This window comes from Corynebacterium sp. HMSC074E01 (genome assembly GCF_001808885.1).
Classification (GTDB): domain Bacteria; phylum Actinomycetota; class Actinomycetes; order Mycobacteriales; family Mycobacteriaceae; genus Corynebacterium.
Genome location: NZ_KV794821.1, coordinates 281,593 through 293,426, shown reverse-complemented (window position 1 = coordinate 293,426; position 11,834 = coordinate 281,593). Strand labels below are relative to the sequence as shown.

At 62.1% G+C, this 11,834-nt stretch carries 13 protein-coding genes and 1 tRNA gene; 4 read left to right on the top strand and 10 right to left on the bottom strand.

The features are described 5' to 3' along the window. Positions 1-66: 66 nt before the first annotated feature. The 4 genes from HMPREF2537_RS02490 to nth are packed head-to-tail and all read right to left on the bottom strand — an operon-like array spanning position 67 to position 3,204. Entirely contained in the window at positions 67-1,254 is a 1,188-nt protein-coding gene (locus HMPREF2537_RS02490) for a MarP family serine protease (protein ID WP_070525248.1), read from the bottom strand. Positions 1,255-1,291: 37 nt separating this feature from the next. Further along, positions 1,292-1,969: an NUDIX hydrolase gene (locus HMPREF2537_RS02485; RefSeq protein WP_070525246.1), complete on the bottom strand. Its 678-nt coding sequence runs from the start codon at positions 1,967-1,969 to the stop codon at positions 1,292-1,294. Further along, on the bottom strand, positions 1,966-2,535 hold the full coding sequence (locus tag HMPREF2537_RS02480; protein ID WP_070525244.1) for a TlpA family protein disulfide reductase: 570 nt from the start codon (positions 2,533-2,535) through the stop codon (positions 1,966-1,968). Before HMPREF2537_RS02480 ends, HMPREF2537_RS02485 begins: the two co-directional genes overlap by 4 nt. Positions 2,536-2,544: 9 nt before the next feature. Beyond that, positions 2,545-3,204 (bottom strand): endonuclease III, encoded by a 660-nt coding sequence (gene nth, locus HMPREF2537_RS02475; protein WP_246818730.1) that lies wholly within the window; start codon positions 3,202-3,204, stop codon positions 2,545-2,547. 291 nt (positions 3,205-3,495) lie between these two features. On the opposite strand from nth, the gene glxR reads away from it, so the two are divergent. After that, the gene (glxR, locus tag HMPREF2537_RS02470) at positions 3,496-4,179 is read left to right on the top strand and encodes a CRP-like cAMP-activated global transcriptional regulator GlxR (protein ID WP_010189962.1); all 684 of its coding nucleotides are present in this window, start codon (positions 3,496-3,498) and stop codon (positions 4,177-4,179) included. A gap of 77 nt (positions 4,180-4,256) precedes the next feature. Here glxR and HMPREF2537_RS02465 read toward each other — a convergent pair whose 3' ends face one another. The 4 genes from HMPREF2537_RS02465 to HMPREF2537_RS02455 are packed head-to-tail and all read right to left on the bottom strand — an operon-like array spanning position 4,257 to position 6,020. After that, positions 4,257-5,069 carry an MBL fold metallo-hydrolase gene (locus tag HMPREF2537_RS02465; RefSeq protein ID WP_070525242.1) on the bottom strand — a complete coding sequence of 271 codons (813 nt, stop codon included), beginning with the start codon at positions 5,067-5,069 and terminating at the stop codon, positions 4,257-4,259. An 18-nt stretch (positions 5,070-5,087) separates the two neighbouring features. Further along, the gene (locus HMPREF2537_RS02460) at positions 5,088-5,546 is read right to left on the bottom strand and encodes a RidA family protein (protein ID WP_070525240.1); all 459 of its coding nucleotides are present in this window, start codon (positions 5,544-5,546) and stop codon (positions 5,088-5,090) included. Then, positions 5,546-5,707: a Sp36 family protein gene (locus HMPREF2537_RS12615; RefSeq protein ID WP_010189965.1), complete on the bottom strand. Its 162-nt coding sequence runs from the start codon at positions 5,705-5,707 to the stop codon at positions 5,546-5,548. Before HMPREF2537_RS12615 ends, HMPREF2537_RS02460 begins: the two co-directional genes overlap by 1 nt. A gap of 13 nt (positions 5,708-5,720) precedes the next feature. Beyond that, entirely contained in the window at positions 5,721-6,020 is a 300-nt protein-coding gene (locus HMPREF2537_RS02455; protein ID WP_010189966.1) for a WhiB family transcriptional regulator, read from the bottom strand. 214 nt (positions 6,021-6,234) lie between these two features. Here HMPREF2537_RS02455 and HMPREF2537_RS02450 point away from each other — a divergent pair, with 214 nt between their 5' ends. Beyond that, positions 6,235-8,679, top strand: coding sequence for a transglycosylase domain-containing protein (locus HMPREF2537_RS02450; RefSeq protein ID WP_246820196.1), 2,445 nt, complete (start codon positions 6,235-6,237; stop codon positions 8,677-8,679). Between the two features lie 4 nt (positions 8,680-8,683). Here HMPREF2537_RS02450 and HMPREF2537_RS02445 read toward each other — a convergent pair whose 3' ends face one another. Continuing rightward, complete coding sequence (locus tag HMPREF2537_RS02445) at positions 8,684-9,148, bottom strand: GatB/YqeY domain-containing protein (RefSeq protein ID WP_070525237.1); 465 nt, start codon at positions 9,146-9,148, stop codon at positions 8,684-8,686. 41 nt (positions 9,149-9,189) lie between these two features. Between HMPREF2537_RS02445 and HMPREF2537_RS02440 the strand changes: the two genes are divergently transcribed. Both HMPREF2537_RS02440 and HMPREF2537_RS02435 read left to right on the top strand, forming a co-directional pair. Continuing rightward, the gene (locus HMPREF2537_RS02440) at positions 9,190-10,095 is read left to right on the top strand and encodes a metallophosphoesterase (RefSeq protein WP_070525235.1); all 906 of its coding nucleotides are present in this window, start codon (positions 9,190-9,192) and stop codon (positions 10,093-10,095) included. A gap of 81 nt (positions 10,096-10,176) precedes the next feature. Next, positions 10,177-10,253, top strand: a tRNA-Pro gene (locus HMPREF2537_RS02435). Between the two features lie 73 nt (positions 10,254-10,326). Here the strand turns inward: HMPREF2537_RS02435 and HMPREF2537_RS02430 are convergent. Further along, the gene (locus HMPREF2537_RS02430; RefSeq protein ID WP_070525233.1) at positions 10,327-11,829 is read right to left on the bottom strand and encodes a hypothetical protein; all 1,503 of its coding nucleotides are present in this window, start codon (positions 11,827-11,829) and stop codon (positions 10,327-10,329) included. Positions 11,830-11,834: the final 5 nt, after the last annotated feature.

The window sequence follows — 11,834 nt, the reverse complement described above, 5'->3', positions numbered from 1 at the left end:
CCCCATGGCCACAGAGACTAAACCAGCACCCGCAACCCCGCAACCGGAAGAGGAAAATGCCTGGTCTTAGCCGACGCAGGAGCCGGTTGGGATGGCGTCGACAAGCTGCGTGACGTCACCCACGTGGCCGCGCACCTCGTCCGCGGTGAGCGCATAGCCCGTATCGGAATCCTCCACAGAGGCGCCAAACACCACGCCGAGCACCTGGCCCTCCGGGTTGATCATCGGGCCACCGGAATTGCCTTGCCGGATGCTGCCGCGCACCGTGTAGGCATCGCGCTCCACTCGGCCAGTGGAGTAGATATCCGGCCCGGCGATGGTGAGGCGGTCACGCACGCGCGCCGGCTCCGCAGTAAATGGACCGGACTGCGGGAAGCCCAAGACGATGGCATCGTCCCCCGTCGCAGCCGCTTGCTCCGCCCACGGCAACGGCTCCAAGTCCAAGCCCGGGCTATGCAGCACCGCAATGTCCACATCCGAGTTGTAGTAGACCACATCCGCTTCCTTGAGCCCGAGCACGGTATCAAGACGCACCTTATCCGTACCCGCCACAACATGGGCATTCGTGATGACGTAGTCCGGTTCCGTAACGAAGCCCGAGCCCATCAGGCGGCGCGAGCACGCCTCCGCATCACCCAGCACGTGGATAACGGATGGCCGCACGCGTTCCGCGAGCTCAGAATCCCCAGTATTAACCGCGGGCGCATCCACCTCAACATCGGCGCCAGAACGCTCCCAGGGCGAGACCAACGGCGGCAGCCCAGACTCGTTGAGGAGCGCAGCCAAGCCATTCGGCAGCGCCGCCAAGCGCGAAGGCGCCACCGCATTCAGCGAGCTCAGCACACGTGATTCACGCAGCGCCTGCCCCGGCTGACCACCCAAATTGGAGGCCAAGGGCAAGGACACCAACCAAATCACCACGATGGCCGCCGCAGCTTGGAACACCGCGCCAATCGACGAATCCACGCGCTGCCCAGAGCGCGTACGCATACGGTCCCGCAGCGCCATGCCAAGCGACGTCCCCGCCAGCTGCCCCAGCCCCACCAGCAAAATGAGCACGCCGACGGCCAGCAAAAAGCGCACGGCTGCCTGGTCAGTCAGGCCCATCGCCAGCGGGGCCAGCACGGTTCCCAGCACCAACCCCGCGATGATTCCCACCGCCGCGAGGACCGCTGCCAAAGCCCCCTGCCGCCAGCCCACGCGCACGGCGAGGAGCACGGCAATCACGATCAGAACGTCAACGGCTAAGGACACAGGGGGAATACTTTCTTAAGGGCTAAAAGGAGCAGAACTAGCCTATCTTCTCATTATTCAAAGAGCGATCAAGTGAGTCACGCAGATCATGAACCATTTTCTTATCCCATTCCACACTCCACCCCGCATGGTCCATCAGCCCAGAGAGCACTCCCGCGGTAAAACCCCACACCAGGTAGCCGCGTGTCCGAAACGCTGGCCCCTTCCATCGGCTAAAGCCCACCATCAGGCGGTTGGCAGGATCCGCCAGTTCCCGCAGCGGGACGGTAAAGACGTCGTCTGTCTCCGCCGGACTCGCCGGCCACACGGTGCCTGGCTTATGCCAATACGCCAAGACGGGGCTCACGGTGTTGCCGGTCGCCGGGATATCCAGCTTGCCCCACTGCTCAAGAGGAGTAACGGTGGAGCGATCGAGGCCGGTTTCTTCTTCGGCTTCGCGCAGGGCGGCGTCGACAAGCGAGGTGTCCTCCTCATCCTTGCGCCCACCAGGAAATGCAATCTGGCCGGAGTGCGAGCGCATCGAGGGCGAGCGGTGCGTGAGCAGCACCTCGCCATCCTCAAAACTCGTGCCTTTCAGCAGCACCAACACTGCCGATTCGCGGCGGCGCCGAGCGGCCGGGAGGTGCCGGATGAGGCGCTCTTGTATCTTGTTGGTATCGACCCCAAGCGCGGGGCGCAACCACTCAGGAGAGTGAGCAGGAAACAGGCGGCTCACTTAAGAACCTCCTCGACGGCCTCCTCCAATTCTTCTGCGGAAGTAAAAGGTTTAATAAACTTCTCCTCCACTATGCCGTCGCGCACCACGAGGGTGATTGGGATGACGCCCGGCAGCCCGAGCTCGCCAGCGAAGGCTCCATCATCGTCCTGGTAGCTGGGGATATTGACCTGCAGATCGTTCAAAAGCGCCGCCCCGTTAGCGGCGTTGGCATCCGCATGCACGCCGACGACATTCCACGTAGAGTGCGAGCGCGCAAGGTCTTCGAAAAAGGGCAGCTCCGTACGGCACGGCTCGCACCACCATGCCCACAACGTGACGATCTGAACGTTCTTGGCCGCCGCGGTACCGGCCGCGCCCAGGCAAGGAAGGTCCACGCCAGCGATGGGCCCTTCGGGGCACTTGGGACGCTTAGCTACCTCTCGCTCCTGCGCCTCGGGGACGGGGACCTCCGGCTCATCATCCTCAAGGAGATTCACCACGCCAACGAATGCGAGTGCTGCCAGCGCGACAATGGCAACGATGCTCGCCTTCACGTATCCAGGCCACCGAGAATATTGGCTCATTGCTCCACCTTAACCCCGCGACGGGCACCATGGCGCAAGGACGCAGGCCGCGCACTTCGGCTTCCGGGCGGTGCACACGCGCCGCCCGTGGAGGATGAGGCGGTGCGAAAACACTGTCTGTTCCTCTTCGGGCACGCGCTTGGCGACGTCCCTCTCAATTGCCCGCGGCGTCTTCGCCCCTGTCAGACCGAGCCGCTGGCTTAAGCGCGTGACGTGGGTGTCCACCGTGATTCCCGGTAGCCCGAAGGCATTTCCGCGCACCACCAGTGCGGTTTTGCGGCCGACGCCCGGCAAGGAGGTCAGCTCGTCGATCCCTTGGGGCACCTGCCCGTCGAAATCTGCGACGAGCTTTTCCCCGATGCCTAACAAGTGGCCAGCCTTTGCGCGCTGGAATCCGAGGGGGCGGAGGATGCGCTCGAGATCGGCGCGGTCCGCAGCTGCATAATCCGGTGCGGAAGGATACTGAGCAAAAAGCTCCGGGGTGACCTGGTTGACACGGGCATCCGTGCACTGCGCGGAGAGAACTGTCGCTACGAGCAGTTCTAGCGGGGAGGTGAAATCTAGCTCGCAGTCGGCGTCGGGATATTCCTGCGCGAGGGCGGTGCGGATATGGACAATGCGCGCTGCCTCGGTATCGTCGTCATGCTGTGTGGAAAGGTCAGGGGACATAGAAGTAACTTTAGTGACGGCAGTTAGAATGGGAAGCATGATTTCACTCGTCCTCTTCGTGCCGCTGTGCCTCGCGCTCTTTGCCATTCTCATGGAGAAGCTAGAAGCGACGGCCTTCGAGGATTAATCAAGGCGTGTGATTATTTTTCACGTTGGTGGAAATAGTGACTAATTACACTGTATGATGTTGTGCAGTGCCTCGTGGCGCACTGGAGTCTAGGTGCGTCAACATAAACCAAACCAGCTTGTGTCCCAGTGTTTTCCGGGCTGCGCAAGCTTTAAGGAGTAACAGTGGAAGGCGTACAGGATATCCTCTCGCGCGCTGGTATTTTCCAGGGCGTCGATCCGGTAGCAGTACAGAACCTTATTGAGCAGATGGAAACCGTCCGTTTCCCGCGCGGCACCACCATTTTTGAGGAAGGTGAGCCGGGAGACCGCCTCTACATCATTACCTCGGGCAAGATTAAGCTCGCCCGCCACGCCCCGGACGGCCGCGAGAACCTGCTGACCGTGATGGGCCCGTCTGACATGTTCGGTGAGCTCTCCATCTTCGATCCGGGCCCGCGTACCTCGTCCGCAGTGTGCGTCACCGAGGTTACCGCCGCCACGATGAACTCCGAGATGCTCAAGCAGTGGGTAGCCGATCACCCGGCGATTGCCCAGCAGCTGCTGCGCGTGTTGGCCCGCCGCCTGCGCCGCACCAACGCCAACCTGGCGGATCTCATCTTCACCGACGTTCCGGGCCGCGTGGCCAAGACCCTGCTGCAGCTGGCTAACCGCTTCGGCGTGCAGGAGGGTGGTGCGCTCCGCGTGAACCACGACCTCACCCAAGAAGAGATCGCCCAGCTCGTCGGCGCTTCCCGCGAGACCGTGAACAAGGCGCTGGCCACCTTCGCCCACCGCGGCTGGATCCGCTTGGAGGGCAAGTCGGTGCTCATCGTTGACACCGAGCACTTGGCCCGCCGCGCGCGCTAGCATGCGGTGCGTCGAGCGCACCGCATAATCTACGAAGAAGTCCCCCGAGATTATCGGGGGACTTAGTGGTTTTCAGATTACTGCTCAGTCGCGAGGTACTTCAGCGCGGTACGCGTCGACTGCTCAGCTGCGTGACGCAGAACCGGGTCAACGTCGTCATACATCTCATCGACGAGAGTCTTAACGTCGACGTCCTCACCAAGGCGCCCGCGGACCTCCTTGATCTGGTCCAGGCGGTGGTGGCGGCGGTCAATGTACTTACGGGCAACCGCAGAGGTGTCCTCCAAGTCCGGGCCGTGTCCCGGGAAAAGCGCCACATCCTTGCCACGCTCTTCAAGAAGATCCAACGTCTTCAGGTAAGCACCCAAATCACCATCGGTCTCAGACAGCAGCACGGTGTGGCGGCCGGCGATGGTATCGCCGGTCAGAATGCCCTCCAGCATGGAGTTCTTCGCTTCCGCCGACCACACGAAGAAGCAGGTCGAATCTGCAGTGTGGCCCGGGGTATGGACCACCTCAAGCTGCGGGGTGATGCCGTCGACGGTGATCACTTCACCGTCGACAAGCGCGTCCCCTCCGTTGCAGTAATTCGGATCGAAAGAGCGGATGGGGGCACCAGTGAGCTGGCGCAGACGCTGGGCGCCCGATGCGTGATCATCGTGGCGGTGGGTAAGAAGGATCAACGCCACCTCGCCCGCTTTCGCGGTCACAACATTGAGGTGACCTTCATCCTCCGGGCCCGGATCGACCACAATGGCGCGGGAATCTTCTCCGGCGCGGATGATCCACGTATTGGTGCCCTCCAAGGCGGTGTAGCTGGGGTTGTCACACAGCACGACACCGACGGACTGGCTCACGGGACGCAGTTGGCTATATGCAGGATGCTCCATGGTTCTAACCCTATCCGATTACTCAGCGATTTCTACGATGACTTCAATCTCAACGGGGGAATCCTTCGGCAAGACCGCTACCCCCACCGCAGAACGCGCGTGGATCCCAGCGTCCCCGAAGACCTCACCGAGGAAATCCGAGGCACCATTGATAACTGCGGCCTGATCCGTGAAGGAGGGATCCGAAGCTACGAAACCGACCACCTTTAGCACGCGGGTGATGCGGTCAAGCCCCACGAGGCCATCGATGGCAGCCAATGCGTTCAGCGCCGCCGTGCGCGCCAATTCCTGTGCCTTGTCGAGGCTTACCTCTGCGCCGACCTTGCCGGTGACAGGCAATTCCCCGCCCACAACAGGCAGCTGGCCAGATGTCCAGACCTGGTTGCCCACCTGGGTAGCCGGGATATAGGAAGCGAGAGGAACAGCAACGGAAGGCAGCTCGACGCCGAGCTCTTCAAGGCGGGCAAGCGCACCCATTAGGATTCCTCCAGAGGGCGCTTGAAATAGGCGACAACATTCTCCGGGTTCATGCCCGGGGTGATGGTGACGAGCTCCCAGCCGTCCTCACCCCAGGAATCGAGGATTTGTTTCGTCGCGTGCGTAAGAACCGGCGCGGTGGCATATTCCCATTTAGTCATGGAATCAATGCTACTAAATACCGATGAGTTCGCCACCCTCAGCAAGGTAGTGAGCCCAGCTAGTGATGTGCGGGTTCTTGCGTAGAAGGGCACGGCGCTGACGCTCCGTGAGGCCGCCCCACACGCCAAACTCCACGCGGTTATCCAGAGCATCCGCGCGGCACTCATTGAGCACCGGGCAGTGGCGGCAAATCACCGCAGCTTTTCGCTGCTCTGCCCCTCGCACAAAAAGTGCATCAGGGTCGCCATTGCGGCACTTAGCTTGGGTAACCCACTCACCACGCTCAGTAGTTAACGAGGCGTTCTTTAGCATTGTGGACCGTCCTGCACCTTTGACACTGACTGTCACGGCTAGGTAACTCCTTCCAAGCTCACCCCCGTCGAAGGTGAAGATCGTGAATAACCCTCTACTCGACGGAATATTATGTACCCTTGGTAAGTCTATTCACAGACCGGTATCCCTGTCTAACAGGTCACACTTTAGGGGGGTCTCCCGGATCTGCACCTGAACCACTAGTGTGTGGAGGGTGACTGTGATCAAATCCCTGGGAAAGCTCGTCCTGTCCACAGCACTGGTCGGCATCCTCATCGCGCTGGCCATCGCCCCCGTCGCCGGCGTCAGTGGCGTTGCCGTGGCCAGGACGAACGACACGATGCAATCGGACATCCAGGATCTCACCAACGGCGAAGCCCCTGGTGTGAGCACCATCTTGGATGCCAAGGGCAACACCCTTGCCTATATCTACGAGCAACGCCGACATCCGGTGCAGCCGGATGAAATCTCGGATGCCATGAAGCAAGCGGTCGTGGCCATCGAGGACCGCCGCTTCTATGAGCACGAGGGCGTCGATCTGCAGGGCAATCTCCGCGCTTTGTGGACCAATTTGGCCGCGGGCGGCGTCTCCCAGGGTGCGTCGACGCTGGACCAGCAGTATGTGAAGAATTATCTCCTCTTGGTCAATGCAACGACCGACGAGGAACGCCAGGCCGCGACGGAACAGTCCGTGGCCCGCAAGCTGCGCGAGATGCGTATGGCCACGGATATCGACGCCAAGCTTTCCAAGGATGAGATCCTGGCTAATTACCTCAACCTCGTGCCCTTTGGTAACCACGCCTATGGCGTTGAGGCTGCGGCCCGCACCTACTTCGGAACTAGTGCCGAGAGCCTCACGGTGCCGCAGGCAGCAATGCTCGCCGGCATAGTGCAGTCCTCGGAGTATCTCAACCCCTATACCAACGAGGAAGGCGTCATCGAACGCCGCAACATGGTTCTCCAAGCCATGGCCGACACCGGTTCCCTCTCCCAGGAGGACGCCGATTCCTTCGCCCAGGAACCCCTGGGTGTCTTGGATAGCCCCGCCACCCTGGCCAACGGCTGTATCGGCGCGGGCGATCGCGGTTTCTTCTGTGACTACGTGCTGGAGTACCTCAACGAAAAGGGCATCGACCGCGAGCACCTGACACGCGGCGGACTAACCGTCAAGACCACGCTTGACCCCGACGTCCAGGACCAAGCGCTCAACGCGGTGCGCAGCCATACCGCCCCGGATGCGGAAGGCGTGGCGGAGGTCATGAACGTCATCCAGCCGGGCACCAGTACCCGCAAGGTGCTGGCCATGGTCTCATCGCGCACCTACGGGCTCGACCTCGATAACAACGAAACCCTCCTCCCTCAGCCGAATTCACTGGTGGGCAACGGTGCCGGTTCGGTGTTCAAGCTCTTTACCGCCGCAGCGGCTTTGGAGGCAGGCTACGGCATCAAGGACAAGCTAGCTGTGCCGAAGCGCTACGAGGCGGAAGGGCTAGGATACGGCGGCGCTGCTAACTGCCCACCCAACAAGTACTGCGTGGAAAACTCCGGCAACTACGCCCCCACGATGACCATGCAGGACACGCTGGCCTACTCCCCCAATACCCCTTTCATCCAGCTCACCGAGCAACTGGGCGTCGAGCGTCAAGTCGACATCGCCGTTAAGCTCGGGCTGCGTTCTTATGAAGAACCCGGCAGCTACGACGGCGAAACTTCCATCGCCGACCACATCAAGGAATCCAACCTGGGCTCCTTCACGCTCGGCCCCACGGCAGTGAACGCGCTGGAGCTATCCAACGTGGGCGCGACTGTGGCCTCGCAAGGCATGTGGTGCGAGCCCAACCCCATTGAGGAAGTCACGGACTCCCACGGCAACGAGGTCTACCTCAAGCACACGCCGTGCGAGCGCGCAGTGGGCAAGGAAGTTGCGAAGGCGCTGGAAAACAACATGACGGCCGATACCGAAAAGGGCACCGCCGCCGACTCGGCACGCGCTGCCGGCTTCAGTGGTCAGGCCGCCGCGAAGACCGGTACCACGGAGTCCAACCAGTCCTCGGCATTCCTGGGCTTCAACTCGGCGGTCGCTGCCGCACCGTATATCTACAATGACGGGACCACCACGAGCCCGCTGTGCACTGGCCCAGTGCGGCAGTGCGCCAGTGGCAACCTCTTCGGCGGCAAGGAGCCAGCAGCAACCTTCTACACCATGGCCGCGCGCGTCCCCGAAGCGCAGAAGGGCACGGTGCCGGACTATGACCGCGCCTACGACTCCGGCACGGTGTCGCCGCTTATCGACGGCCTGAAGGGCAAGTCCGAAAGCCAAGCCCGCTCCGCTCTAGAGAAGGCCGGCTATTCAGTCAAAACCACCGAGGTGCCCGCACCCGGTGTGGGATACGGCAAGGTAGTTCGCGTCATCACGGGCCCATCCGGCGCGAAGAAGGGCGCGGAGGTCACGCTCCAGCTTTCCGACGGCTCCGCAGGCGACTCCTCCGACTCTGCGAGTGCGGACTCAGTAGCCTGGGACTCCAACTACGGCTCGCCATCCGCTCCAGCCGACAGCGGTGACACTGGTGGCGGCCAGCCCTCTCAGCCTGAACCGCTGTTCACCCAGGAGGATGTTGACCGCTTCACGAACGACGTGCGGAGCTTCTTCGGGCTCTAGCGCGTTAATTCAGGGCGGCCTTGACCGCGGTGGACAGGCGCTTTCCGTCGGCGCGGCCAGCGGCCTTAGCGGTAGCCACCTTCATGACGTTGCCCATCTGCTTGATGGTCACCGGCTCGCCAGAATCCTTCTCAACCTCGGCGATAGATTCGGCGACGAGGGTGTTCAGGGAGTCGTCGTCAAGCTGCTCTGGCTGGTAGGCCTCGAAGAAGGGGACGTCAGCAAGCTCTTCCTCCGCCAACTCCGGGCGGCCGTTCTCCGCGTAGACCTCTGCGGACTCGCGGCGCTTCTTAATCTCGCGGGCGATGACCTTGAGAATGTCCTCATCGGTGATCTCATGGCGAGAACCAGAAGTTTCCTCTGCCTGGATGGCAGAAAGCAGAGAACGGATGGCGCTCGTGCGGGCCTTGTCCTTGGCCTTCATCGAGGTTTTAAGGTCAGCGCGGATAGTTTCTTTCAACTCACTCATGCCCTTCAATCTACGCCTGCTGGCCAGGTAGTGTGGTGAGGGTGAAGATTTACCCTGTCCTTGGCGGACTCGCCGCCGCCGGTCTGGGCACTGCAGCATGGGCGCACTCAGAGCTCACCAAGTTCGAGCTCAAGGAGTACACCCTGCCGCTGCTGGAGCCCGGCACGCTGCGCGAGGAGTCCGAGTTCCGCATCCTGCACGTGTCAGACCTCCACATGATTCCGGGCCAGCGCGCCAAAATTGAGTGGGTCTCGGGCCTCGACGCCCTCGACCCGCACTTGGTAATCAACACCGGTGACAATCTTTCCGACGAGCGCGGCGTCCCCGAGGTCCTCCGCGCCCTTGGCCCACTGCTCAGCCGCCCGGGCATGTTCTGCTTTGGCACCAATGATTACTGGGCGCCGCGCATCCCGAATCCCTTCAACTACCTGATTGGGAAGAAGAACGAACCTTCCTACGTGAACCTGCCCTGGAAGGGCATGCGCGCGGCCTTCCTTGAGCACGGCTGGCACGACGCCAACCAGGCGCGCGTGGAATTCAAGGTCGGCGACGTCCGCCTAGCTGCCGCCGGCGTGGATGACCCACACCATGATCTGGATGACTACTCCGAAATCGCCGGCGCCCCCAACGAGGACTCCGACCTCTCCTTGGCGCTGCTGCACTCCCCGGAGCCCCGCGTCCTGGAGAAATTCGCCGCCGACGGCTACCAGCTGTCCCTGTCTGGACACACGCACGGCGGCCAGCTCTGCCTGCCTTTCAAGGTGGCGGGCTCGCGCTCCATCGTGACCAACTGCGGTATCGATCGCGCCCGCGCCCAGGGCCTGCACCGGTTCGAAGAGATGTACATGCATGTCTCCAACGGGTTGGGCACCTCGAAGTTCGTTCCCTTCCGCGTCTTCTGCCGTCCGTCTGCCACGCTGCTACGCATCACCGAAAAGGCCGCCTAGGTATACCCCCTCCACGCTGCCGTTTTGTCCTTTCAGACCAGGGTGAGTTACAGTATTCCGGTACCGCTTAGAGCGAGACACCGGGATATGGCGCAGCTTGGTAGCGCGCTTCGTTCGGGACGAAGAGGTCGCAGGTTCAAATCCTGTTATCCCGACCACAACCCGCAGGAAACTGCGGGTTCTTTTGCGTTTTCACTGGGCCACGCCAACGGGGCAAAGCGGCTTGCCTGCCTAGAAGCTCGAAGAACCACCCGACCCGGAAAAGCCCGAGCTAAACCCGCTATTGACGCCGCCGCTGCTGGAGGAGCTATCGCGGGCGGTGGTGGCATCGCTATCCCAGGTGCTCACAACGTAGAAGGGCACATAACCGTGGTAGCCGGAGCCAGCGAAGAAGTTGGAGTCATAGATACGCGTGCGCTCTGGGCGCTCCTCGGCCTCGTTGCGCTTCTGCAGCTGCGCCTGCAGGTGCTCAGAGAGTAGCGCGGTGCGGTCCAAGAGCTCCACGTAGCGTTCCATGAACTGCGGGTGGTTTGGCTCCTGGGACAGGGCCACGGCGGTGTCTTCCAGCTCCTTTGCGTGGCGCTCAAACGCTGAGTCGATGTCCGCTGCCAAGTAGCCCGCCTGGGCCAGGTCCTTACCCAGCTCATAGAGCTCAAAGCGGCGCACGTCAGCATCCGCGCTCTCGACGCGGTGCAGCTTGTCAATGTTGGCCTCGGCGGTTTCCACGCGCTCGCACAGCTCGCGCGCGTGGGCGATGGGCTCGGCATGTGAGCGGAACTGCTCATCCGGCGCATCGGCCGGAATCGACATAAGGGAGCCCACCTGGGAATCGATGGCCAGGAAATCATCGCGCAGGCTCTCCCAGTCCTCACGCAAGCGCTCATCCACCAGACCCGATTGCAACGAGTGCGCCCGGATATCGATCTCCCGCAGGCGCTGCGCCACATCGGTATAGGTCTGCGACACGTAGTCCCAATCCTCGCGTGCCTGCTGGGCCTTCTTCTGCCGGCTGCGGCGAGCACCGCCGACGATACCCGCGCCTGCCCCGCCGACACTCAGGCCCGCAGCCCCGAGGCCAATGGCCGCCCCAATGCGGTCACCCTTCGCACTCTCGTACTGGGTGTCCGCAGCACGGTCCACATCGATCGCTGCCGCGGCACCCGCAAAGAGACCAGCAGGAATGTTGTCATCCCGCACGCCCGGTTTAATGGCTTCGACGGACTGCTCTAAGTGGCCGTCACCTTTGCGCAGCTTCATCTGCTCAGCCACGTCCTCACCCGCAAAGACGAAGGTCTGGCGCGGGTCGAGGCCCACGCCGACGAAGACCTGGCCATCAGCAAACTTATCCTTGCCGATGAGCTCAGGGTGATTATCGCGCAGGTACTCCTCCACGGAGTCATTCACATTCTCTTGGTTCTTGGCAAAGACCATGTAGTGCAGCCCCTGGACCACGTCGGGGGCGGCGATCCGGGAGACGTCGTTAAGCATGCGCTCTTCTTCCTGCGGAGTGAGCACATCGTCCGGGTCCATGATGTCAGCCTGCACTTCTCGCTGCGCGGGCTGCATGACGTAGTCGGAGCGCTCGGGCTCATCGAAGACCGCCAAGCCCGCACCCGCACCGATTCCCCCAAGCAACAGACCGCCCACCATGGCCGCACCGACGATGGCGTCGACCGATGTTATTTTGGGGCCGCGGCTGGCAGCAAAAGGTTTGATATCGCGGGAGTCGGTCACGGTGA